Annotated in this window: 26 protein-coding genes; 13 read left to right on the forward strand and 13 right to left on the reverse strand. The window is 71.0% G+C overall.

The features are described 5' to 3' along the window. Nucleotides 1-2: 2 nt before the first annotated feature. Both BLA60_RS37705 and BLA60_RS37710 read right to left on the reverse strand, forming a co-directional pair. Nucleotides 3-1,061, reverse strand: a complete 1,059-nt coding sequence (locus BLA60_RS37705; RefSeq protein WP_075137873.1) for a CU044_5270 family protein — start codon at nt 1,059-1,061, stop codon at nt 3-5. Then, nucleotides 1,058-1,615 (reverse strand): RNA polymerase sigma factor, encoded by a 558-nt coding sequence (locus tag BLA60_RS37710; RefSeq protein WP_075137910.1) that lies wholly within the window; start codon nt 1,613-1,615, stop codon nt 1,058-1,060. Before BLA60_RS37710 ends, BLA60_RS37705 begins: the two co-directional genes overlap by 4 nt. A 142-nt stretch (nt 1,616-1,757) precedes the next feature. On the opposite strand from BLA60_RS37710, the gene BLA60_RS37715 reads away from it, so the two are divergent. The 3 genes from BLA60_RS37715 (at nt 1,758) to BLA60_RS37725 (ending at nt 4,854) form a co-directional block, all read left to right on the forward strand. After that, a complete protein-coding gene (locus BLA60_RS37715; protein WP_075137874.1) occupies nt 1,758-2,510 on the forward strand; it encodes an RNA polymerase sigma factor in 753 nt (250 codons plus the stop codon). 118 nt (nt 2,511-2,628) lie between these two features. Further along, a complete protein-coding gene (locus BLA60_RS37720) occupies nt 2,629-3,732 on the forward strand; it encodes a glycoside hydrolase family 12 protein (protein ID WP_075137875.1) in 1,104 nt (367 codons plus the stop codon). Nucleotides 3,733-3,753: 21 nt separating this feature from the next. Beyond that, a complete protein-coding gene (locus BLA60_RS37725) occupies nt 3,754-4,854 on the forward strand; it encodes a PQQ-dependent sugar dehydrogenase (protein ID WP_075137876.1) in 1,101 nt (366 codons plus the stop codon). Here BLA60_RS37725 and BLA60_RS37730 read toward each other — a convergent pair. The 6 genes from BLA60_RS37730 to BLA60_RS37755 form a co-directional block, all read right to left on the reverse strand. Continuing rightward, entirely contained in the window at nt 4,844-5,029 is a 186-nt protein-coding gene (locus BLA60_RS37730; protein ID WP_075137877.1) for a hypothetical protein, read from the reverse strand. The genes BLA60_RS37725 and BLA60_RS37730 overlap by 11 nt on opposite strands. A 155-nt stretch (nt 5,030-5,184) precedes the next feature. Further along, nucleotides 5,185-6,975 (reverse strand): hypothetical protein, encoded by a 1,791-nt coding sequence (locus BLA60_RS37735; RefSeq protein WP_075137878.1) that lies wholly within the window; start codon nt 6,973-6,975, stop codon nt 5,185-5,187. Then, nucleotides 6,975-7,883: a hypothetical protein gene (locus BLA60_RS37740; protein WP_075137879.1), complete on the reverse strand. Its 909-nt coding sequence runs from the start codon at nt 7,881-7,883 to the stop codon at nt 6,975-6,977. The genes BLA60_RS37735 and BLA60_RS37740 overlap by 1 nt, the downstream gene beginning before the upstream one ends. 100 nt (nt 7,884-7,983) lie before the next feature. Continuing rightward, nucleotides 7,984-8,604, reverse strand: a complete 621-nt coding sequence (locus BLA60_RS37745) for a hypothetical protein (RefSeq protein ID WP_075137880.1) — start codon at nt 8,602-8,604, stop codon at nt 7,984-7,986. A 44-nt stretch (nt 8,605-8,648) separates the two neighbouring features. Continuing rightward, nucleotides 8,649-9,341, reverse strand: coding sequence for a response regulator transcription factor (locus tag BLA60_RS37750; protein ID WP_075137881.1), 693 nt, complete (start codon nt 9,339-9,341; stop codon nt 8,649-8,651). Between the two features lie 19 nt (nt 9,342-9,360). Continuing rightward, entirely contained in the window at nt 9,361-11,262 is a 1,902-nt protein-coding gene (locus tag BLA60_RS37755; RefSeq protein ID WP_075137882.1) for a histidine kinase, read from the reverse strand. A 446-nt stretch (nt 11,263-11,708) separates the two neighbouring features. On the opposite strand from BLA60_RS37755, the gene BLA60_RS37760 reads away from it, so the two are divergent. The 4 genes from BLA60_RS37760 to BLA60_RS37775 all read left to right on the forward strand — a co-directional run bounded on the left by BLA60_RS37760 (nt 11,709) and on the right by BLA60_RS37775 (nt 14,219). Further along, nucleotides 11,709-11,939: a hypothetical protein gene (locus BLA60_RS37760; protein WP_154814872.1), complete on the forward strand. Its 231-nt coding sequence runs from the start codon at nt 11,709-11,711 to the stop codon at nt 11,937-11,939. Nucleotides 11,940-12,264: 325 nt separating this feature from the next. Next, nucleotides 12,265-12,672 carry a YciI family protein gene (locus BLA60_RS37765; protein WP_075137884.1) on the forward strand — a complete coding sequence of 136 codons (408 nt, stop codon included), beginning with the start codon at nt 12,265-12,267 and terminating at the stop codon, nt 12,670-12,672. 44 nt (nt 12,673-12,716) lie between these two features. Further along, nucleotides 12,717-13,859 carry an RNA polymerase sigma factor gene (locus BLA60_RS37770; RefSeq protein WP_211288989.1) on the forward strand — a complete coding sequence of 381 codons (1,143 nt, stop codon included), beginning with the start codon at nt 12,717-12,719 and terminating at the stop codon, nt 13,857-13,859. Between the two features lie 9 nt (nt 13,860-13,868). Further along, entirely contained in the window at nt 13,869-14,219 is a 351-nt protein-coding gene (locus BLA60_RS37775) for a hypothetical protein (protein ID WP_075137886.1), read from the forward strand. 117 nt (nt 14,220-14,336) lie between these two features. On the opposite strand, the gene BLA60_RS37780 is transcribed toward BLA60_RS37775, so the two are convergent. Next, nucleotides 14,337-14,969 carry a M15 family metallopeptidase gene (locus tag BLA60_RS37780; RefSeq protein WP_075137887.1) on the reverse strand — a complete coding sequence of 211 codons (633 nt, stop codon included), beginning with the start codon at nt 14,967-14,969 and terminating at the stop codon, nt 14,337-14,339. A gap of 96 nt (nt 14,970-15,065) precedes the next feature. On the opposite strand from BLA60_RS37780, the gene BLA60_RS37785 reads away from it, so the two are divergent. Next, nucleotides 15,066-15,866, forward strand: coding sequence for a hypothetical protein (locus BLA60_RS37785; protein WP_084735971.1), 801 nt, complete (start codon nt 15,066-15,068; stop codon nt 15,864-15,866). Here BLA60_RS37785 and BLA60_RS37790 read toward each other — a convergent pair. Together BLA60_RS37790 and BLA60_RS37795 are read right to left on the reverse strand one after the other, a co-directional pair. After that, entirely contained in the window at nt 15,863-16,042 is a 180-nt protein-coding gene (locus tag BLA60_RS37790; RefSeq protein ID WP_075137889.1) for a DUF397 domain-containing protein, read from the reverse strand. The genes BLA60_RS37785 and BLA60_RS37790 overlap by 4 nt on opposite strands. 19 nt (nt 16,043-16,061) lie before the next feature. Beyond that, nucleotides 16,062-16,946, reverse strand: a complete 885-nt coding sequence (locus BLA60_RS37795; protein ID WP_075137890.1) for a helix-turn-helix domain-containing protein — start codon at nt 16,944-16,946, stop codon at nt 16,062-16,064. 105 nt (nt 16,947-17,051) lie between these two features. On the opposite strand from BLA60_RS37795, the gene BLA60_RS37800 reads away from it, so the two are divergent. Further along, a complete protein-coding gene (locus BLA60_RS37800; RefSeq protein ID WP_075137891.1) occupies nt 17,052-17,339 on the forward strand; it encodes a hypothetical protein in 288 nt (95 codons plus the stop codon). Between the two features lie 172 nt (nt 17,340-17,511). Here the strand turns inward: BLA60_RS37800 and BLA60_RS37805 are convergent, their stop codons facing one another. Beyond that, the gene (locus BLA60_RS37805) at nt 17,512-18,672 is read right to left on the reverse strand and encodes an FAD-binding oxidoreductase (protein ID WP_075137892.1); all 1,161 of its coding nucleotides are present in this window, start codon (nt 18,670-18,672) and stop codon (nt 17,512-17,514) included. Nucleotides 18,673-18,841: 169 nt separating this feature from the next. Here BLA60_RS37805 and BLA60_RS37810 point away from each other — a divergent pair, with 169 nt between their 5' ends. Next, the gene (locus BLA60_RS37810) at nt 18,842-19,711 is read left to right on the forward strand and encodes a glycerophosphodiester phosphodiesterase (RefSeq protein ID WP_245812437.1); all 870 of its coding nucleotides are present in this window, start codon (nt 18,842-18,844) and stop codon (nt 19,709-19,711) included. A gap of 66 nt (nt 19,712-19,777) precedes the next feature. Further along, the gene (locus BLA60_RS37815; protein ID WP_154814873.1) at nt 19,778-20,065 is read left to right on the forward strand and encodes a hypothetical protein; all 288 of its coding nucleotides are present in this window, start codon (nt 19,778-19,780) and stop codon (nt 20,063-20,065) included. Here the strand turns inward: BLA60_RS37815 and BLA60_RS37820 are convergent. Beyond that, entirely contained in the window at nt 20,059-20,391 is a 333-nt protein-coding gene (locus BLA60_RS37820) for a DoxX family protein (RefSeq protein WP_075137895.1), read from the reverse strand. The genes BLA60_RS37815 and BLA60_RS37820 overlap by 7 nt on opposite strands. Nucleotides 20,392-20,475: 84 nt before the next feature. Here BLA60_RS37820 and BLA60_RS37825 point away from each other — a divergent pair, with 84 nt between their 5' ends. Continuing rightward, nucleotides 20,476-21,129, forward strand: coding sequence for a class I SAM-dependent methyltransferase (locus BLA60_RS37825; protein WP_075137896.1), 654 nt, complete (start codon nt 20,476-20,478; stop codon nt 21,127-21,129). Between the two features lie 353 nt (nt 21,130-21,482). Next, a complete protein-coding gene (locus BLA60_RS37830) occupies nt 21,483-23,213 on the forward strand; it encodes a glycoside hydrolase family 6 protein (RefSeq protein ID WP_281257514.1) in 1,731 nt (576 codons plus the stop codon). The last annotated feature ends 50 nt before the right edge of the window (nt 23,214-23,263 follow it).

Here is a 23,263-nt window from a genome sequence, read left to right on the forward strand (position 1 = left end):
CGTCAGCCGGTCTCGCCCACCTCGTCGACCACCACCGGCAGGTCCACCGACGTGTAGCTGATGACCGTGCCCTCGGGAACACCGGTGACGCCGTCCAGGTCGACCTGCCGCTCGCCGATGTACTGGCCGGTCGCCGGGTCGATGATCACGTCGTGGCGCTGACCGGACCGGGTGATGCCGTAGGCGGTGCCCCGGTGGCCGTCCAGGTTGGCGAACTCCTCGGTGATCTCCAGGTCCGGGACCAGGGCCAGCGCCCGGTAGAGCGCGGCACGCAGGTCCGGGGGCACCTGGCTGGTGCGCAACGCGTCGGCGGCGTAGACCAGCACCTCCAGGTCGGGGTCGGAGCCGTGGCCCTCGGTGTCGGTGACCAGCCGGTCGTAGAGCGCCTGCGGGTCGCGCGGCAGGGAGGCCAGGAAGTCGGTGCTCGGCTGCTGCCACGAGCCGTCGGCGAAGTCACCGCAGGGGAGCTGGTCCTGGTCGCTCGTCGGCGTCGTCGGGTCGATGCCCAGCTCCTCGGCCTGCTCGTCGCTGCCGACCAGCCACTGGTACTCCTCGCCCCGGGTGCTGTGCTGGGTGCAGTCCTGGCTCGGGTCAGCCGGGATCCAGACCTCGTTCTTGGCCGCCATCAGCCGGTGCAGGGCCGTGCTGCGCAGCACGATGGTGTCCAGGCTCCAGTAGTGGGACACGACGTAGCGGTACTGCTCTGGCCCGACCGGGGCGTCGGTCGTGGTGACCCGGTCGGCGGCGGAGTTGAGCCGCTCGGCGGCCGCGTTCGGCGTCAGGTCGCCGTCCACGGCCGTCCACACGACCGCGCCCGCCGCCAGGGCGACCACCGCGGCCGCCGACACCGCCAGCCGGCGCGGCGGGCTGCGCCACTTCTGGGAACGTCGTTGGGGCGCAACGGGTTCGCCGGAGTCCTGGGTGTCGGCCGGGGTCGGCGGGTCGATCACCATCACCAGGTGTGTGCGGGTGCTCGCGAACGAGCGTTCGGTCATCTCCGGGACGTCCTCGCGCAGGCCGGCGAGCAGATCGTCGATGGGGTCGTGGTCGTGGTCGTTCACGGTTGTCCTTCCCTGCCGAGCGCCGTGCGCAGCTTCGTGCGCGCGCGGTGCAGTCGCGTGCGGACGGTCCGCACGTCGAGGTCCAGTGCGGTGGCGATCTCCACCGGGCGCAGCGACGCCCAGGCCACCAGCAGCAGCACGTCGCGTTCCTCCGGGCGTAACGCGGCGAGCCCGGCGGTCAGCGACCGGGCGGTGCGCCCGGCGTCCACCCTGGCGACGCTGGCCGTGTCCTCCTGTTCGGACACCTCGGCGCGGCCGGCCTGCTCGGCCATCGCCCGCAGGGCCCGCGCCTCCAGCCGGGAGTTGCGCCGAAGCAGGGTGGTCGCGATGCCGAACAGCCACGCGCGGGCCGCGCCCCGGGTCGGGTCGTAGTGGGCGCGGCGCTCCCAGGCGACCAGGAACGTCTCGGCGACGAGGTCGTCGGCGCTCACCGGATCGAGGCGTCTGGTCAGGTAGCGGTGCAGATCCCGGGCATGCGCGTCGTAGAGCCGGGTCAGCGCGTCACCACCCGAGCGACCGGTCAGATCGGGGCGGTCGGCATCCACGTTCGACATCGTCACACCCGTACTTGTCGAGAACCCACTACACCGTTCCCGAATCGAACGGGTGACAAGTGGACTGTCGGCGCATCCGCCGCGCCAGGATTGGGGGTGACCCCTCTGCTCCTGCGAGAACGGGGAAGGACGCGGGAAGGACATGGACGACACGGACCAGGTGGGTTCGCCCACGGACGCGGCGCTGCTCGACGCCGTGCGCGCCGGTGACCTCGGCGCGTACGGGGAGCTGTTCCGCCGACATTGCGCGTCCGTGTGCGTGGCCGCCCGGCAGGTGACCTCGCAGCCCAGCGAGCAGCAGGACCTGGTGGCCGACGCGTTCGCCCGCACGCTCAACGCGATCCGCAACGGCAACGGCCCCCGGGAGAGCCTGCTGGCCTACCTGCTGACGACCGTGCGCCGGCTGGGGATCGTCTCCGCGCGCCAGCGCAGCCGGGTCGCCCTGTACGGCACCGAGCCCCGGCTGGGTGACGAGGTGACCGCCGCGGTCGACGAGGGGGCGTTGCGCCGCTGGCACCTGGACCTGGCGCGGGAGGCGTTCCAGTCGCTGCCGGAGCGCTGGCAGGTGGTGCTCTGGCACACCGAGGTGGAGAACCGGCCGCCCGGTGAGCTGTCCGACCGGCTCGGTCTGTCACCCAATGGGGTGGCGGCGTTGGCGATGCGGGCGCGGGAGGGTTTGCGGCAGGCGTACCTGCAGGCCCAGGTCCCGAGTGCGTCGGCGACGGGGTGCGCGTCGGTGCGCGAGCACCTGGGGATGTGGACCCGGCGTGCCGGGTCGCCTCGGCGTGGCCGGGCGATCGCGGCCCATCTGGGGGACTGCGGGGACTGTCGGGAGGCGGCGGCCGCGCTGGCCGAGTCCAACGACGAGCTGCGGGCGGGTCGCCGCGCCTCGTAGGCGTTCGCCTACTGGTGGTTGCCATGCGGTGAGACTTGGGTCACTATTGTGTCTGCTCCTGGGAGCGCTCCCAGAACGGATCCGTCTCCGCCCCGCAGGTACTCGACGAGGAGTTGCGATGAGACGTCTCATCCACGCCGTGCTGACCATCGGTCTGCTGGCCGCCGCGGTGACCGTGGCCACCGCCCAGCCGGCGCTCGCGGCCCAGATCTGCGAGAAGTACGGCTCGCAACCCGTCCAGAACGGGCGCTACATCGTGCAGAACAACGTGTGGGGCGCCAGCACCACGCAGTGCATCGACACCACGTCCAACGGCTTCAGCATCACCCAGGCCAACCACAACAACCCGACCAACGGCGCGCCGGCGTCCTACCCGTCGATCTTCTTCGGCTGCCACTACGGCAACTGCACCAGCGGCAGCGGCCTGCCCGTCCAGGCCAGTACCAGCGCGTTCACCGGCCTGCGGACCAGCGTCGGGATGACCTACCCCGGCTCGGGCACCTACAACGCCTCCTACGACCTGTGGTTCGACCCCACCCCGCGCACCGACGGCCAGAACACCGGCGCGGAGATCATGGTCTGGCTCAACCACCAGGGCTCCATCCAGCCGATCGGCTCCCGGGTCGGCTCGGCCAGCATCGCCGGCGCCACCTGGGACGTGTGGTTCGGCAACATCGGCTGGAACGTCGTGTCCTACGTGCGCACCTCGGCGACCTCCTCGCTGAGCTACGCGGTCAACGACTTCTACAGCGACGCCATCAACCGGGGCCACGCCCAGCGCTCCTGGTACCTGACCAGCATCCAGGCCGGCTTCGAGCCCTGGATCGGCGGCACGGGCCTGGCGGTCAACTCGTTCTCGGTCACCAGCGGCGGCGGCAACCCCGACCCCGACCCCGACCCGACCGGCGCCTGCCGGGTCAACTACCGCCCGACGTCCTGGCAGAACGGTTTCACCGCCGAGGTCACCGTCGCCAACACCGGCACCGCGCAGGTCAACGGCTGGGCGCTGAACTGGACGTTCGCCAGCGGCCAGCAGGTCACCAGCGAGTGGAACGCCGACATCACCCAGAACGGTACTGCCGTCACCGCGCGTAACCTGGGTCACAACGCGGCGATCCCGCCCGGCGGGAGCCAGAGCTTCGGCTTCCAGGGCACCCACTCGGGCTCCAACACCACGCCGTCGACCTTCTCGCTCAACGGAACCGCCTGCACGACAGGCTGACCAGGACGGAGAAGCGCACCCGTGAAACGGACCCCTGCGGCCCTTCTCGCCATCACCCTCACCGCCACCCTGACCCCGTCCGCCACCGCGACATCCACCGCGACATCCACCGCGACATCCACCGCGACATCCACCGCTGTGCTCGCCGTGCCGCCGACCCCGCAGGTCGCCGGCACGGTGACCACCGGCCTCGCCTCCCCGTGGGGCCTGGCGTTCCTGCCCGACGGCTCGGCGCTGGTCTCCGAACGCGGCACCGCGCAGGTCAAGCGGATCGCGAACGGCACAACGACCACCGTGGGCACCGTGCCGGGCGTGGTGCCCGGCGGCGAGGGCGGCCTGCACGGCCTGGCCGTCTCGCCGACCTTCGCCACCGACAACCTCGTCTACGCCTACCTCACCGCCGCCGGCGACAACCGCGTCGTGCGGATGACCTACACCGGCGGTCTCGGCCAGCCGCAGGTGATCGTCTCGGGGATCCCCAAGGCCAGCATCCACAACGGCGGCCGGCTGGCCTTCGGCCCGGACGGCCTGCTGTACGTGTCCACAGGGGACGCCGGCCAGTCCGGCAACGCGCAGAACCCGTCGTCGCTGGGCGGCAAGATCCTGCGCGTCACCCCGACCGGCGACCCGGCCCCCGGCAACCCGACGGCCGGCAGCCGGGTGTGGAGCCTGGGGCACCGCAACGTCCAGGGCCTGGCCTTCGACGGCGCGGGGCGGCTGTGGGCCAGCGAGTTCGGCCAGAACACCTGGGACGAGCTGAACCTGATCCGGGCCGGCGGCAACTACGGCTGGCCGACCGTCGAGGGCGACGGTGGCGTGCCGGGGTTCGTCGACCCGATCGCCCAGTGGCCGACCTCCCAGGCCTCGCCGTCGGGCATCGCGTTCAGCCGCGACACGGTGTGGCTGGCGTCGCTGCGCGGGCAACGGCTGTGGGCGGTGCCGGTGCTCGACGGCGCGCCCGACGGCACCCCGGTCAGCTTCTTCACCACCACCTACGGCCGGCTGCGGACGGTCACCACCGCCCCGGACGGCTCGCTGTGGCTGATGACCAACAACACCGACGGCCGGGGAACGCCACGCCCCGGCGACGACCGGATCCTGCGCCTGACCCTCAGTGGATGAGCCGGTCGACGAAGGTCCAGGTGCCGGCGAAGGAGGCGAAGCCGGTGAGCACGGCCAGCGGGACCGAGTCCGTGCCGGAGAAGAACAGGAAGCCGGCCGCGACGGCGGCCAGCAACGCGGTCAGCAGGACCACGCTGGTGCGGACACTGAAGTGCTTGGGGTCGTTGGCGCTCATGGGGGCTCCCTGTCGCTGGGCGTGGTCGCGCAGGTTCTAGGCGCTGCGGCTCGGCTTCCCCCACGAGCGATGGCACGGCGTGGTGGCGGGCGGTCGGCGGCACCGGCCGCCCGCCACCCACGCGTTCCGTCCCCGGTCCTGGCCGCGCGTCCGGCTCAGGAGCCGTGGATCCAGTGCCAGAGGTTGTGGCACGCCGACCCCGAGTGCAGGGGGGCCACGCCGGTACCGGTGCCGGTGCCGGTGCCGCTGCCCGCGTCGAGGCCGCCGAGGGCGACCAGTTCGCGGAGACGGTCCAGACCGGGCAGGGCGCGCACCGAGCCCGGCTCCTGCTCCTCCAACCACTTCAGGCCCAGCACGAGCCGCTCCAGGTCGACCGGCCGCGCCGAGTGCGGGCCGTGGAAGTGGCCGTCGTCCGGGGCGGCGACGGCCGCGTAGGCCTCGAACGCCTGGTACCAGAGTTCGAGGTCACCCAGCACGGGGTGCGGGACCGGGGTCAGGTCCTCGGTGGGAAGGGACATGGCGATCATCTCCTGACGGGATTCACTGGGGAGGTGCGAGGTTTCTCGCTGCCCGGAGTCTGTTGATCCCGGAATCCCGGGAACAAGGGGGTTCGGATCATCACGAACGTGCGCGCGGCGGGAACTTTTCGGGCCGAGCAGACCGTTGAGCAGATGTTCGCCGGTCGAGTACTCGGCGGACGTGCCGCGCAGGTTGTGGGTGATCCACTGCGACAGGTCCCGCGTCTGTTCCTCGTCGAAATCAAGAAACACGGACAGGGTGCGTAGTTTCTCGTACTGTTGCGGGGTGAACGGGGTGGTGCGCAGCAGCCGCAGCACCACCGCTCCGCGAATTCCTCCTGGCTTCACCAGCAGCCAGTTCCGGAATTCCCGCTGCCCGTCGCCGGTCAGCCGGAAACGGGTGTGCGAGCTGTTCGCGCGCACCCTGGTGGCCGGCCGGACGAGCCCCTTGCGGTACAGGTCACGCAGTTCCTCACGCAGGCCGGCCCGGGTGACGTGCGGCAGTCCCAGCGGTCCGTTGACGAACGGGAGCACGATGCGCGGGCTCAGGGGGCCGCTGTGCAGCAGGCCGAGCAGCGATCCGGACACCGCGTCGATCGCCGGGACGTCCGGCACGGCCCGCCGGTACCGCACCAGAAAGGCGAATCTCCTGCTGTACCAGCGGATCGCGAACCGGATGACGGTGTGCACCAGCGCGTCGCGCGGGTCCGTGCCGGTCTCGGTGGCCGGCGGGTCCCACCAGCGCACCGGGCTCGCCCCCGTGGCCGACATCCGCCGGCTGAGCTCGGAGAGGTCGCGCTGGACCTGACCGCGCAGGTCCTGGGCGTCGGCGCACCGGAGCTGGATCCTGTCCACGGGGCGTTGCGGGTGACCGCGCAGGTGCTCGGCGACCTCCTCGGCCAGTCCGCTCCGGGGCGCCGCGCTGTGCGCGAGGTGATACATGAGCGGCTGACCGCGGCCCGCGCCACCGAACGCGATGTCGACGATCGAGCGCGCGACGTCCCGGCGCACGTAGCCGAACACGTTGGCCTCGGCCAGTTCCCGCACGATCGCGATGACCGTCGCGGTCCGGGCGCTGCCGCAGGCATGCCAGATCAGGCCGCCGGTCAGGGGTCGCCACGGTGGCCCGTCCCGCTCCACGGCGCCGGTCTGACCCGACCCGGGCGGGTGGGCCGCCCACCGCACCAGGTCGAGCAACACGTCGTCGATGTCCCGGCCGCGTTCGCCGGCCGGCGCCCGGCCGCCGAAGGGGACCCGGTCCTGAACGCGGTCGACGACCTCCTCGGGCGTCATCGCCTGGATCGCCACGGCGTTGGCGGCGCCGACGCTGGACCGCTCCAACAGCCGGTCGAACTCGTCGCCGTGCACCCCGCCGTCGCCGAGGTGCACCGGCGGGACCTGGTGGTGGATCTCGTTGCCGAACGTCATCACGACCTCCCCTCGTCCTCGGACGCGGTGTCCGGTGGACGTAGCTTCGTGCGTTGTCGGTGCAGCCGCCGTTCGAAGGCCTTGGGGCTCAGGCCGACCTCGGCGGCGGCCGCCGCCTGGGTGCCGCCGGTCCTCAGGTGCCACGCCAGGCCCTCGCGCAGTTTCTCGTCGGAGATCCGCGACCACAGCCCGGCGGCGTGGTCACGGGTGGCGACGAGGTCGGCGGGGTCGGCGTCGGGGGAGGGGATCCGCTCGACCGGGTCGTCGAGGTCTCCGCCGTCGTCCTCGGTCCTCGGTGCCGACCGGATGAAGGCCTCCTCGAGCTGCTGGTGCTTCCACCTGGCGTTGCACACCTTGATGAAGCAGCACACGCAGGAGCCGACGAAGTAGGTGGTGAGGGTCGCGCCCCGGCGGTGGTCCCACTTTCCCTTGCGCAACGCGTAGTCGAGGAAGAAGTCCACCGCGTCGATGATCGAGTCGATCACCACCTCGGCGCGGTCCGCGGCGCTCCAGGCCGCGGCGGCGGCCGCGGCGGGGGTGTCCACGCGACCTCGGTACCGCGCGCACTCACCGAAGATCGTGCCGTCGCGGACCCACAGCGTCATGATCGGGAACGCGTAGCTGAACAGCCGTCGCGCCAGCTTGCTGAAGGCCACCTCGAAGCGTTGCCCGGCGAAGCCGGTGGCGGCCAGGTACTCCACCAGCCGCCGGTCGGCGTCGAGCCGGTCGATCCGCTCGGTGTCGGCGACCGCGGTCACGTCGTCGAGCAGGGTCTCCTCGGCACGGCTGACGACCTCGCTGGTGAGGGCCTCGGCGACCACCTCGGCTAATTCCTCGTCCGACATCACTGACCACGCGCTGCCTTCGTCGCCGTCCCGGGGGTCCTCGGGTTGCGATGTCAGGGTCATGCTGTTCTCCCTCGTGCGAGGATGCGGCGCCTCCGGTGCGGGCGTTCTAGGCGACGCGGCGGCGTCACCCCCCGACCGGGGCGCTGGCATCGGAATCAGGTCAGGTCAGGACGTCGCCGAGATCGAGGGCGTGGCGGGTGGCCGGCGTCGGCACGTGCCACCAGCCGCGTGCCGTCGCCGGCCGCTGGCCGGGGAAGGCGATGAAGGACACCGGGTCGATGCCCTCGTAGCGGTGCCGCACGACCGACTGGTAGATGTCGTCGGAGACCACGAGCAGCAGCGGGGCGGTCGTGCGCCGGAGCGCGAGCTTGGTCTCCGGCGCGTCCAGCAGCCGGAAGGCGAGGTCGAGTGCCTCGCCGAACGGTGCCCGGCGGTCGTGGTGCACCTCGCCCGCGTGCAGCACCGCGCGCATGCGGAACCCGTCGGCCGGGGAGCACAGGTTGTGCAGGGTCATCAGCTGGCTGAGCGCCGGCACCACCGTGTGCAGCAACACGGTCTTGGGGACGTGGTCGTTCGGGTGGACGAGGGCGAGAATTCCGTCACCGCGATCTATGAACGGGTCGTGATCGTGTTCGGATATTCCGCTCGCGGCGAATGCCTCGATCACGAGGTCGTAGAGCGCGGCGCGCATGTGCGCCTTCGCGGAGTTGTTCCTGGTGGCGGAGTCTTCGACGTCGACGGCGAGGATGGACCGGTAGTACGGTCTGTTGTCACTGATCACGATCGATATCGTGGAGATCCCGGAATCCCGGGTGGTAGGGGAGTTCACCCCGGTTGACCGGGATCCTCCGGCTGTCCGAGCCCGATCTCGCGCGCCCGCGCGCCCGCGTCCTTTCTGGTCGGCACTCCCAGTCTCGCGACGATCTCGGACAGCCGGTTGTCCACGGTCCGCCGCGCGATGTTGAAATAGCTGGCTATCTCCGGGACGGTCTTTCCCGCCGCGTACTGAGCCAGGATGTCGTTCTCCCGCTGGGTCAGTTCGGCGAACGTGGCGCCGCCGTTGGTCGGGGCGGCGATGAGGTGCGTGAGCAGCGCGGCCACCGCCGGCGACAGGAAGGCCGCTCCCGCCGCCGTCTGGTGCACGGCCTTGAGCAGATCCTCGGCCGGGTCCTCCTTCATCACGTAGGCGAGCGCCCCCGCGTGCAGGGCTTCACGCACGCGCTCCTTCTCCGGGAACGCGGTGACCACCGCGATCCCCACGCCCGGGCAGCACCGGAGGATCTGCCGGATCGCCTCCGCCCCGCAGTACCTCGGTTTCTCGTGGGGACGCCAGGGCAGGCGCAGATCGATGAGGACGACCGAGGGTCTCAGCTCGGGAACGGCCCGCACGGCCTCCAGCGCCGTGCCGAACTCGGCGACGACCTCGATCGCGGGGTCGGTGTCGAACTGGGCGCGCAGCCCTCGCCGGAAGATCTCCTGGTCCTCGACGATCACGACGCGGACCTGCGCCTCTTTCACGTGCGGCTCCCTGGTGGTGTCAAGCGGAGTTGATGGACATGACCGGCTCGTGGAAGGGGAGAAAGGCGACGACCAGGGTTCCCGGTGCGAGCGGCTCGACCCGGAACCGTCCGCCACGGCTGACACAGCGGCGGCGCATGGAGTCCAGGCCGGTGCCGATCCCCGCCTCGGGGGCGATCCCGTGGCCGTCGTCGGTCACCGCCACCTCCAGGCCGTCGGCGCTGCCGGTGAGCTGGATCCGGCAGTTCGCGGCCCCGGCGTGCCGGTCGACGTTGGTCAACGCCTCGCCCACGATCCGGTAGGCCGCGCGCTCCACGTCGTCGGGCAGCCCGTCGAGCCCGTCGGTCGTGCTCACCTCGACGGTGAACCCGGGGCGGGCGAACTGCTCGGCCCTGGCGCGCACCGCGTGCAGCAGGCCCTCGCGCAGCGCGCCGGGGCGCACGGTGCGCGACAGCTCGCGTACCTCGACCGACACCGTCGTGAGGTCCCGGACGATCTGGTCGAGTTTGTCGAGCGTCTCGGTCTGGGCGGTGTCGATCGACCGGCGCAGCGCGTCGGCCTGGTGGCGGATCCCGGTCACGCTGGGCCCGACCGCGTCGTGCAACTCGTTGGTGAGGCGGACCAGGTCCTCCTCGCGTTCCTCGTTGGACCGCCGCAGGTCCTCGGCCAGCCGGGCGGAACGGATCGCGAGCGCGACCTGTCTGGCCAGCGCTCGCAGGAGTTCGCGTTCGCGCCGGCCGAGGTGTTCGTCGGGTGCCCTGACCTCCACCACCAGCGTGCCGACCGTGCGGCCGTGGTGCTGGAGCGGTACCGGCAGCTGTGGCCAGCCCCGGCTGTGGCCGTGGGTGGCCAGCAGACGCGGCTCGTCGGCCGGGCCCTCCTGGATCGCGACGTAGGGCAGTTTCAGTGCCGCGCTGACGGTGTGCGCGATCTCGGCCAGGGCCTCTTCCGGCGGCAGCGGGTTGGCCAGCCGCTCGCCGAGGTCGGTGAGCGCGCGGTACGGGTCGGACCGCTCGCCGTAGAGCCAGCGGTCGACCAGGCCGCGCAGCCACCGGTGCAGCGGGGCGATGGCCAGGACGACGGCGACCGTGCCCACGACGTCGGCCTGTGAGGGCAGCGCGGTGGTGAGGGCCAGGACGATGGCCAGGTAGGCGGCCGCGAGGACCACGGTGAGCAGCCCGTAGAGCAGGAAGCGGTGGACCAGCAGGTCGATGTCGTAGAGGTCGTAGCAGAGGATGCCGACGACGACCACGATCGGGAACGCCGCCGCGAAGATCCACAGCCCCCAGGCCGCGCCGAGGAAGTCGAAGAACCAGGCCGGGACGAGGACGGCCGCGCACCCGGCCGTCAGCAGCCGCAGCCGGCGCTGGGTCGGGTCGGCGCGACGGCCGCGCAGCAACAGTGACACCACCGAGCCGATGAGCCCGGCGAACGCGCAGCACACCCCGACGATCGTGACGACCAGCGGCGCTCCCCGGGTCGCCGTCGTGCCGACCTGGGTCCAGAACGTGCCGGGCGCGCCCCAGGACGCCCAGCCGATCCCGGCGCAGGGCAGTACGACGCCCAGCACGCACAGGACCAGGACCGCCCGCCAGCGCGTCGAGATCAGCCGGCCGTCGGGGAACAGCAGGGTCGCCAGTGGCAGCAGTGCGTGGCTCGGCCACCAGATCCAGGTCCCGAGCCAGTCCAGTACCGGTGTCGACCAGAGTTCTGTGCCGACGGCCAGCGCGGCGCACAGGCCCATGACCAGCACGATCCAGCCGATGGCGTTGTGCCGGGAGTGCGCGACGATGCGCACCCCCAGCAGGCTGTACACCACGGCGACCACCCAGTCACGCGGGTTGGTCGCCGCCGGACCGAGATCGAGCGCCCACGCGACCACGACGGCCAGCAGACAGGCCGCCGCGGTCGTGGCGAGCACCCTTGAGGTGAGAATCTCCTTGCCTGGTAGGGATGTTGTCCGAACGGTCTGCTCGTGCGACACGGTGAGCCCCCTCGAAGATGTGCCGTCAGCCGCCGTTGGCGCGGTGTCCGGTGTGGCGGGGCATCGTGCTGTCGTGCATTCCCGTGCGACCCGGCACGGGGATTCGGAGCGGTTCTGGCATGACGTGTCCTCCCTCGGTCGATGCTGCGGCCTGCCCGAAGGCATCGGTGTGGGTGCAGCATCGACGTCCCGGACTCCCGGGAGGCAGAGAGCCGACGTCCCGGTTCGCCAGGAGGGGCGGCGGGTCGCCGGGTGTGTCCGGAGCTTGTCCGGGGGCGGCGGGAATTCTGGAAACGTCGGCCGGGAACGGTCGCCAGGAGAATGCCGCCGGGCGGGTGTTGGTCCGGCCGCGCCGCGCGGTCGTGATCACGGCGGGGGTATTCATGATCGTGTTCCGGGTGGACCGGGACCGCGGCCGGTCGGGCGGGCCGGGGAATTCCGGGGCGGACTCGCCGGGGAAGGTGCCCAGGGGTGGCCTCGGTGCGGTCGCCGGCCGGCTCCACGGCACGTTCTCCCTGCGTGGGGGCCCTGCGTGCGGGGCGGCTGCCGGCCGGGCGAGCGCCGGCCCGGCCTCGTCGGTGAGCGTCGGTGCGCACAGCGAGGACAGGCCGTGAATTGCGAGGGGCGGAGCTGCGCGAGCGCGCTGGCGTGCCACTCGAGAAAGTTTACTCAGCGTGCCCGAGTGATTAGCCGGAGGGTGCGCAAGTGGGTGAATGATGATCGTCATGCACACAGGGTGCGACATATTCACCGTGATTGATCTTGTGGCCGGTGGGAAATCTCCGAGAAATGATCGAAACGGCCCAGCCGGCCAGGCCGGTCCGCACCGGCCCGCACCAGTCCGGACCGGTTCGGACCGGGCATGTCGAGAACCGGGGGCCGGCTCCGTCCCCGGGACGGCTGTGGCCACAATGGCCGCACGGTGACGAGGAGAAGACGATGGCCAAGTACCTGTTGCTCAAGCACTACCGAGGCGCCCCGAACCCGGTCAACGACGTGCCGATGGACCAGTGGACCCCCGAGGAGATCTCGGCCCACCTGCGGTACATGCGCGACTACGCCGCCCGGCTGGAGGCCACCGGCGAGTACGTCGGCGGCGACGCGCTGGCCCCGGAGGGCACCTGGGTCCGCTACGACGGCGAGGGCCGGCCGCCGGTCACCGACGGGCCGTTCGCCGAGACCAAGGACCTGATCGCCGGCTGGATGATCATCGACGTGGACAGCTACGACCGGGCGCTGGAGCTGGCCGCCGAGCTGTCGGCCGCGCCCGCCGCCGGTGGCAAGCCGCTGCAGGAGTGGCTGGAGCTGCGTCCGCTGATGTCCGCCCCGCCCACCGTCAGCGAATGACATGAACGGATGACACTGAGCGAAACGACACTGAACGGATGACTCTGGACGCGACGCTGCTGCGCGGCCTCACACCGGGTGTGCTCGGGATCCTCGTCCGCCGAGGAGCCGACTTCGCGGCGGCCGAGGACGCCGTGCAGGACGCGCTGGTGGAGGCGGTGCGCGTGTGGCCGGCCAACCCTCCTCGGGACCCGAAGGGCTGGCTGGTCACCGCCGCCTGGCGCAAGTTCCTCGACGCCACCCGCTCCGAGGCCGCGCGGCGGCGACGCGAGGACCACGTGGAGGACCAGCCCCCGCCGGGCGAGGCCAGCTCCACCGACGACACCCTCCAGCTGTACTTCCTGTGCGCGCACCCGTCGCTGACCCCGTCCTCGGCGGTGGCGCTGACCCTGCGCGCGGTCGGCGGCCTGACCACCCGCCAGATCGCCGAGGCCTACCTGGTCCCCGAACCGACGATGGCCCAGCGGATCAGCCGCGCCAAGCGGACGGTCTCGGGCGTGCGGTTCGACCAGCCGGGCGACGTCGCGACCGTGCTGCGGGTGCTGTACCTGGTGTTCAACGAGGGCTACTCGGGTGACGTCGACCTGGCCGCCGAGGCCATCCGGCTGACCCGCCAGCTGGCCACGGCCATCGACCACCCCGAGGTGTCCGGGCTGCTGGCGCTGATGCTGCTCCACCACGCCCGCCGGGCGTCCCGCACCACCCCCGACGGTGCCCTGGTGCCGCTGGCCGAGCAGGACCGCACCCGGTGGGACACCGCCGCGATCACCGAGGGCGTCGCGATCCTGCGGGCCGCGCTGGCCCGTGACCGGCTCGGCGAGTTCCAGGCGCAGGCGGCGATCGCGGCCCTGCACGCCGACGCGCCGACCGCCGGGGAGACCGACTGGCCCCAGATCGTCGAGTGGTACGACGAGCTGGTGGCGCTGACCGACAGCCCGGTCGTGCGCCTCAACCGCGCCGTGGCGCTCGGCGAGGCCGACGGCGCGCGGGCCGGCCTGGCCGCCCTGGCCCCGTTGGACGACACCCTGCCCCGGTACACGGCGGCGTCGGCCTACCTCACCGAACGTGCCGGCGACCTGACGGCGGCGGCCGCCCTGTACACCGAGGCCGCCGGCCGGGCCACCTCCACGGCCGAACGCGACCACCTGACCAGGCAGGCCGCCCGGCTCAACACCCGTTCTGGTTAGGCTCGGCCGGTGACCATCGAGCTGGTGCTGCTGCCGACGGTCGCCTACCGAGGCCACGAGATCACCCGCCCCCGCGTGCGCGACCTGCTCGCGCTGCTGGCCGGCGAGCCGCGCGCCGGACTGGGCCAGGCCGCGCTCGCGCGGCGGCTCTGGACCGACCGCCGCCCCGAGGACGAGACCCGGGCGCTGTGTGCCCAGCTCGACGGACTGCCGCTGGCGATCGAGTTGGCGGCGTCGCGGGGGCGGGTGCGGTCGGTGGCCGAGATCGCCGCCGGGCTCCGGGACCGGTTCGGGTTGCTGCGGGGCGGGCCGAGGGACGCGCCGCGCCGCGCCGCCACCGCACCCTGGTATCGGTGGTGAGCAGGATGGTGACGCCGCCGGCCGGGAGCTCACGGATCAGCTGCCACATGGTGTGCCGGCTGCGACGTTGTTGGTAATCACGGGCGCAGCCTGCGCGCCGGTGGCTTCAGCGAGGTTTCACCGGATTTCACGCTCGAAGTGCTGGTAGTCGATCGGGCTGGTCCAGTAGCCGCCCCAGTCCCAGCCGTGGCGGGCGAAGGCGCGGACGGTCGGGTCGCCGGCGTGGATGAGACCGGGGTCGGTGCGGGTGCGGTCGGCGTAGGGGGCGCCGTTGGGCGGCAGGACCTCGCCGGAGGCGGAGATGTAGGGGTTGAGCTGGGGGTTGAGGTCGATCGCGCGGCCGTAGGAGTGGTTGGACCAGGCGGTGCCGCCGGTGATCGGGCGGCAGTTGAACGCGGAGGTGTTGTTGTCCGCCATGGACAGGTCATCGTCGGCGTCGTAGTGGTCCACCGTCCGCATTCGCTCGATCGGGTAACGCTCGCGGTAGAGCGTCCGGAAAATGTTCACCACATCGGGTGTCACGCCGGTCGCGACGACGAGCTGCCCCCGGTGGGTCCGCCCGTCCAGCCCGACGTGGGTGAGCGTGACCAGCCGCAGGTCCTCCGGCGGTACCGGACACCCGTCCCGCCAACTGGCCCCCAGGTCGTCGGCGGTCACCCGGTGGACGGTCGCGACGAACGCGTCGGCCGTGGCGGGGGCGGTGGTGGTGAGGGCCAGCAGAAGGCCCAGGATCAGGTAACGGATTGTCATTCACCTGGCCGGGTCGAAAAGTGGGCACTGTCCAAAAGCTGCTGGTGATCGTAATCTTGGTAGATGGGTAACGTGGGAAAGCTCTACGCAGACCATGTGACCGACAGTGACCTTCGACTGCTGTCCTCGGCCCTGGGAGTACCCCCGACCGAGGTGCGCCGTGACCCGGAGTGCCTACCAACCCTGCTCGCTGACCCGAGGGTCTTCGAGGCCGTCCTCGGCGAGCGGGCGTTGGCGAAGGGCCGGATGGCGGAGGTGTCGCCGTTCCTGCTGTTCGCCGTGATGGTGCGCCGGGCCGAGCAGGAACTCGCGTTCATGACCCATGTCGACGAGCGGACCGGCCTGCGCCAGCGGGTTCCGGTGTTCGACACGCCCCAACTGGTCGAGTTCCTGGCCGACCCGGTGCGCGTGCTGTTCCTGGTCGAGCTGCTGGCGTCGTTCACCCGGGTGGCCAGCGGCCGCTACCGCGTCCAGACCGGACGGGGGCCGCGCTGGCGCCGCTTCAGCGAACTGGACCCGGTGCGCCTGGCCGGGTTGGTCGACGCGGTCAGCGAAGCCGAACGCCCCGGCATCTACCGCCGCCTCGGCGACGTGGCCCTGTTCCTCACCGGCGTCTACCCCGACTACACCGCCGGCGAACGCGCCCTGTCCACCGTGGACGCGACCAGACTGGTCCGGGCGGCCGGCGTCGACCAGTCCCTCGCCAGTGCCCCGTCACTGGAACTGTTCGAGTACCTGGGCGCCCGCTGGTACCAGACAGCCTGGCAGCTCACCCAGATCCGCACCGAACGCCTCGCGGTGATCACGGAGGTGGCGCAACGCTTCCGCTCGGCCCGCCGAGTCCTCAACCACCTGGCCGACCGCTACCTGTTCCCCACCGGCCCGGCCGGCGTCTAGCCGATCACGTGGCGCAGCAACGCGGTGAAGCTGTCGCGGGGCAACGTCAGCGTGGCCGCGTTCTTGCTGTCCCGTAAGGCGAACCGGCCGGTGGTCAGGCGGGCGGCTTCGACACAGTTGCCGCCGCCGGTGCCTCCGCTGCCGGAGTAACTGCTTCTGCGCCAAGCGGGGTTCATGGGAATCCCTTCGGTTGCCTCACCCACAAGTGTCCCCGGCTGCCTTGATGGCGTCCAGCGAGTCAGCGGGGGACAGGGCACAGCCTGTGAGAACGCCCCATTTCTCGACCAGCGCCCGGACGTGTTCGCGGTCTTCGATGTACATCGAGCCACCCTGGCCCTCGGCGTAGCCGAAGTCGGGAATCGGATCCGGGAGGGTGAGGACCGAGAAAGAGCCATCCAGGGCGGGAGTCGCGCCGGCGGAGCGTGGAAGTACCTGGATGGTGATGTGGTCGGCCTCGGCGGCGTCGACCAGTCGGGCCAGTTGCCCACGCATCACCGAGGGGGTGCCGACCGGTGTCGTCAACACGGTCTCGGTGAGGATCACCTGGTACCGCAACGGCTTGGGGCGGTTGAGGACGCGTTGGCGCGCCATTCTGGCGAGGACGCGCCGTTCGGTGGTCTCGAAGTCCAGGCCTGGGTTCGCCCCGACGACCAGTGCCCGCGTGTAGTCCGGTGTCTGGAGCAGGCCCGGCACGACCAGCGTTTCCAGCTGTCGGGCGGCGAGCAGGGTTGCCTCGACGTGGAGGAGTTGCTGGAAGTCCTCCGGGAGGTCCTTGCGGATCGCCAGCCAGTAGCCGCGTTCGCCGGCCCGCGCGGACAGGCCCAGGACCCACTCGCGGGTGTTCGCGTCGGTCACCTCGTAGGCGTCGAGCAGGCGCTCCACGTCGAACGACTTGACGCCCTGCTGCCGGGTCTCGATCCGGCTGATCTTCGACGTCGACCACTTGCCGCCGATGGGCGCCAGCCGCTCGCACACCTCCTCCATCGTCCAGCCGCGCTGTTCCCGCAGTTGGCGCAGCGTTTCGGTGAGCTGCCAGCGGCGCACGGTCGCTGTCACGACCCATTCGTTCTCGTCGACCATCCCGGCCCCCGTTCGGGTGAAAAATGGGATTCCCACTTTTCATCTCAGTTCCTGATGGGCAACTGTAGCTCACGTCAGGTGATCGAACGGACACGGCATGTGGATATGAGCGAGTCGATGACGGTGTACGGCGAGGACGAGTTCGATGCGCTGGTGAAGGACATGGTCGCGGTGGAGGCGCCCCGCCTGTTCGCCGTGGTGCAGGAGCGCGGGGAGCGGGTCGACGGGCGGATCGCCGCGTGGGGCATGGCCTTCGCCGACCGCGTCGAGGTGGTGGCGACCGGTGGCTCGCGGCTGAGCCTGCGGACACCCGAACGCGCCTGCCAACTCCTGACCCACGGCCCGGACATCACCGCACGACTGGTCTGGGTCGGTGGACAGGACGCGGCGTGACCAGCCCGTGTGGGCGCCCGGCTACTTCACCGGGCTCCTGCACGCCGTGCCCCCGGACACCGAGTGGATCCTCTTCCACGGCGTGCGGATCGGCTGGTCGCTGTGTGGGCGCCCGACCGCGCTCGAACCGCCCCGGTACCAGCAGCCGCGTTGTGCGCTGTGTGTGCGGGAACTACGCGCCGAGGCGGGCGGTTTCGCGGACCGCCGGCGGGATGTTCTTGGCCAGGCCGAACAGGTTGTTCGGGTCGTACCGGTGCTTGAGGTCGCGCAGCCGGGCGTAGTTCCGCGTCGTGTACGCGGTGTGGGTTCGGGTGGGGTCGGGCAGCCAGTTGAGGAACGAGCCGCCGGTGCCGTGGAACGTGATCGGCTCGGCGATCTCCGGGGAGCCGACGACGGCGGCCGAGAACGGGACGTCGCGGTGGCCGGCGGGGCCGTGGTGGGCGTCGGGGCGGGCGATGGCGCCGGACCAGAGGCGGATCTCCACGGCGTCGGCGCCCTCGCCGACGGCGTCGACGGCGCCGGTGATGACCGGGTCGGGCAGGTCGGCGAGGAGGGTGAAGTTGCGGGGCGCGGTGCCGCCGACCGTCACGCTCTCGGTGTACGACATGCTGCGCCACGTGTCGGTCACCGGCGTGCCGGCGGCGCCCAGCAGCGGCGCCAGCGCCCGGCGGGCGTCCACCGCACCGCCGGCGTACATGCCGCGCACGGCCACCGAGTCCGGGGTGAGCACCAGGTTCGCGGTCAGCTCGTCGGGCAGGGCGGTCGCGTTGTCGCGGTACCAGGTGAGCAGGTCGCCCGCCCGCTCCAGCGGGAACGTCGCGCTGCCGGCGTACACCGAGGGCACCGGGTGCAGGCGGAACTCCAGGCTGGTGACCACGCCGAAGTTGGCGCCGCCGCCCCGGATCGCCCAGAACAGGTCCGGGTCCTGGTCGGCCGACACCGTGCGGGTCTGGCCGTCGGCCGTGACGACCTCGGCGCGCACCACACTGTCGGCGGCGTAGCCGAACGCGCGGGACAGCCACCCCATGCCGCCGCCGAGCGTGTAGCCGATGACCCCGACCGTCGCGTTCGTGCCGGCCAGCGGGGCCAGGCCGAACGGGGCCGCCGCCTCGATGACCTCGGACCACCGCGCGCCGGGGCCGACCCGCGCGATCCGGCGCCGCGGGTCGACGATCACCGTGCTCATGGCCGACGTGGTGACGACCACGGTCCGCTCCGGGTCGGGCATCTCGCCGCCGTGGCCCGTGGCGTAGACGGCCAGCGGCAGGTTCTGCTCGTTGGCGGTGTGGATCGCGGTCCTGACCTGGGCGGTAGTGGTGGCATCGATGATCATTGCTGGTGCTCCTTCAGCGGGTTCCTGGCAGTGCGTCGGAGGAGCCCGCCGCGGATCGACACCCCGGCGAAAGTTTTTTTTGAGAGCCGTCGCCGTCCTTGCGCCTGGATGGCGGGTTCACCCATGATCGATGGACTGTGAGCAAATCACCCACTCACTGAGGAGTGTCGTGAACCCACGTATCCGCCGGTTCGTTCCCGTGCTCGTCACCGTCGTCCTGCTGCCCGTCGTGGCGCCGACCGCCGACGCCGCCGTCCGCCCGGACCTCACCAACGTCGCCCACCGGGGCGCGTCGGCCCACGCGCCCGAGAACACCCTCGCCGCCGTCCGCGAGGGCGTGGCGATGAACGCCGACATGGTGGAGATCGACGTCCAGCGCAGCGCCGACGGCGCCCTGGTCGTCATGCACGACACCACCCTGACCCGCACCACCGACGTCGAACAGGTCTTCCCCGACCGCGACTCCTACGCGATCGCCGACTTCACCCTCGCCGAGATCCGCCAGCTGGACGCCGGGTCGTGGTTCGACGCGGAGTTCGCCGGCGAACGCGTCCCCACCCTCACCGAGACCCTGGCCGTTCTGCGCGGCGGTGACGTCGGGTTGCTGTTGGAGGTCAAGGAACCCGCGCTCTACCCCGGCATCGAGGCCGAGATCGCGACCGAACTGGGCCGTGACCGCTGGTGGCTGCTGCCCGCGCCGTCGCACCTGGCCCACCGGCTGGTGGTGCAGAGCTTCGACTGGGCGTCGATGGAGCGTTCCCAGACGTTGTTGCCGCGCATTCCGCACGGCTTGCTCGGCCGGGTGCCCGAGGCCCGGATCGCCGAGTTCGCCGCGTGGGCCGACCAGATCAACCCCGGGTACACCACCGTCGACGGGACCTACGTCGACGAGGTCCAGAACGCCGGCCTGGAGATCTACGTCTACACGGTGAACAGCGCCGCCGACATGCGCGCCCAGATCGCGAAGGGTGTGGACGGCATCATCACCAACTACCCGGACGTCCTGGTGGATGTGATAGCCGAACGTCCGGCGGCGTGAACCCTTCGCGCACCGGGTGCGTAGTTCCGTTGACCAGCAACGCAGATCGTCAACGGAAGGAACGACATGGCACGTGTGACACGGACGTTGGCCCTGGCCGTCACCGCGTTCGGCCTGGCGATGGGACTGTCGCTGGCCACCACGGCCACCGCCCAGGCCGACGACTCCTTCGCGCGGTGGGTCCAGTTGGCCGACAGTGCGGAGGAGATCCAGCAGATCGCCGACGACTACGAGATCGAATGGGACGTTGACTGCTCCATCAGCGACCTCACCTACGTGGTCGTCCCGCCGCTCCCGGAGTGGGGCGCGCCGGGCTACGACTACTGGAGCGCGATGATCACCTGCTATCAGTAGAAGACCATCGAGGCCACCACCGGCATGACGTACAGGACCGGAAAGGGAAGGTGGCTGTACCAGCGGGCGCGGACGACGGTGACGACCGCGCCCGCGAAGTACAGCACCAGCCCGATCCCGGCGGCCACCCCGACGAACGGAACGACCAGTCCGGCCAGCAACCCCACGGCCCCGGCGGCCTTGGCGTGCGCGAGCCAGGGCCACCAGGACCGAGGAACCCCGTAGTCGGTCAACGACCGGGTGACCCAGCCGGCCCTGACATACGTCGCGCCGGCGGAGAACGCGACGAATCCAGCGGCGACGAGGGTGAGAATGAGGTGGGTCATCGATAGCTCCTTCGTTGTGGCTGTCACTGGCTCGACCCGCCGCCCGGCGGGTGTGTGACAACCGGGAAGGAGACCCGCGTCACCATGACCGCTGCCTATGACGAGATCGCCGACTGGTATGAGGAACGGTTCGGCGGCGGGGAGGATCCGCTCGGCCTGCACGCCGCGTTGGGAGAACTGTTGGGGACGGGGTCGGGCCCGTGCCTGGAGATCGGCTGCGGAACCGGGCACAACGCCGGTACGGTCGCCGACCTGGGCTGGACCCCGGTGGGAGTGGACATTTCCGCACGCATGCTCGGCCACGCCCGGGGGCGGTTGCCGGTCGCCAGGGGAGATGCCGCGTTGGTGCCGGTGCGTTCCGGTGCCGTGTCAGCCGTGGTGACGGTCATGGCGCACACCGACATGTCGGACTTCTTCGCGGTGCTGCGCCAGATCGAACGGGTCCTGGCCCCGGGCGGGGTGTATGCGCATGTCGGGGTGCACCCGTGTTTCGTCGGCGGATTCGCCGACCACTCCGACCCGGCGGCGGTGGTCGTTCGGGGCGGCTACCGGGAGACACACTGGACGAAGGAATCGTGGACCGATCAGGGGCTGCGGGACAAGGTGGGGGCGGTGCACGTGCCGTTGGCCGGCCTGCTCAACGGTGTCGTGGCGGTGGGGATGGGGCTTGAGCGGTTCGTTGAGGGTGGGGAACCGGTGCCCGGCATGCTCGGCATCCTCGCCAGGAAACCGGGTTGATCTCCCGATCGCGTCCCGGCGGCACCCCCACGGCCCGAAACCCGCCTCGGCGGTTCCCGAAGGCACTCCAGAACACCCTCGACCCCATCCCGCTCTGGGAGCGCTCCCTGAAATCAGCCACCGCCGCTTGAGTCTCGCTCAACTTCCGGAGGATCGTCGGCCCGGTTGCGGGCCGGCCGGACATCCTTTGGGCGTAACAGGATTCGGCCGGTGAGCCTAGTGCTGATCGTTGAGTTCGGTTACTGAACTGTTCATCGAGAGTGAGTGTCTGTACACGCGCTGTGAGCCCGAGTTATGCTCCATTCCTGGGAGCGCTCCCAGAAGACGCTCACCGGCGAGCGGAGGAACCCGCGATGAGATTCAGATCCGATCCGTCCAACAAGAAAGTGCCCCGTCGGTTGACGGCGATGGCGACGGCGTTGGTCGTGGCGACGACAACGTTGTCCATGGCCCTGACCACCACCCCGGCGAGTGCGGCCGTCGCCTGCCGGGTCGACTACAGCGTCACCGACTGGGGCGGCGGCTTCACCGCCCGGGTCAGGATCGAGAACCTGGGCGACGCCGTCTCCGGCTGGTCGCTCGGCTTCGCCTTCCCCGGCAACCAGCGGGTCACCCTGCCCGGCTGGTCAGCCAACTGGTCCCAGTCCGGGGCCAACGTCACCGCCACCAACCTCGCCTGGAACGGCAGCCTCGGCACCGGCGCCACCACCGAGATCGGCTTCAACGCCACCTACTCCGGCAGCAACACCGCGCCGACCTCCTTCTCCCTCAACGGAACCGCCTGCACCGGTGAGGACCCCGGTCCCGGACCCGGCCCCGGCCCGGACCCGAACAAGGCCAACAACCCCTACGAGGGCGCCCGCGTCTACGTCAACCCGGACTGGCAGGCCAGGGCCAACGCCGAGCCCGGTGGCAGCCGGATCGCCAACCAGCCGACGGGTGTCTGGATGGACCGTCGGGCCGCGATCACCGGTACGCCGGGGGCGCGGGGGCTGGTCGCGCACCTGGACGAGGCGGTGCGCCAGGCCGCCGGGAACCCGCTGGTGTTCCAGGTGGTCATCTACAACCTGCCCGGCCGCGACTGCGCCGCGCTCGCGTCCAACGGTGAGCTGGAAGCCGACGACATCGACACCTACAAGACCGGCTACATCGACCCGATCGCCGAGATCCTGGCCCGGCCCGCCTACGCCAACCTGCGGATCGTGACGGTCATCGAGATCGACTCGCTGCCCAACCTGATCACCAACGTGGCCCCGCGTGAGACGCAGACCGAGAACTGCAACACGATGAAGGCCAACGGCAACTACGTCAAGGGCGTGGGCTACGCGCTGAACAAGCTCGGCGACATCCCCAACGTCTACAACTACGTCGACGCCGGGCACCACGGCTGGATCGGCTGGGACGACAACTTCAACCCGACCGTGCAGATCATGTGCCAGGCCGCCAACGCCGAGGGCGCCACCCCGTCCGACGTGTGGGGCTTCATCGCCAACACCGCCAACTACAGCGCGTTGCGCGAGGAGTTCTTCACCGCCAACACCGTCGTCGGTGGCCGCCCGGTCAGGGAACACACCGACTGGGTCGACTGGAACCGCTACGTCGACGAGCTGACCTTCGCCCAGGCGTTCCGCACCCAGGCCGACTCGCAGTGCTTCGACGCGAACATCGGCATGCTGATCGACACCTCGCGCAACGGCTGGGGCGGCGCCGACCGGCCCACCTCGGCGAGCACGTCGACCGACGCGAACACCTTCGTCAACGAGTCGCGCATCGACCGCCGGTTCAACACCGGCAACTGGTGCAACCAGTCCGGTGCCGGTCTCGGCGAGCGGCCGAGGGCCAACCCGGCCACCGGTGTCGACGCCTTCGTCTGGATCAAGCCGCCGGGTGAGTCCGACGGCGCCAGCGAGGAGATCCCCAACGACGAGGGCAAGGGCTTCGACCGGATGTGCGACCCCACCTACGAGGGCAACCCGCGCAACAACGACAACATGTCCGGAGCGCTGGGCGACGCCCCGCTGTCCGGTCACTGGTTCTCGGCCCAGTTCCAGGAGCTCATGGCCAACGCCTACCCGGCGCTGTGACCAGCTGATCCGCTGACGGAACGGCCGGCCCGCACCTCGTGTGCGGGGCG

Source organism: Actinophytocola xinjiangensis (assembly GCF_001921215.1).
Taxonomy (GTDB): Bacteria; Actinomycetota; Actinomycetes; order Mycobacteriales; family Pseudonocardiaceae; genus Actinophytocola; species Actinophytocola xinjiangensis.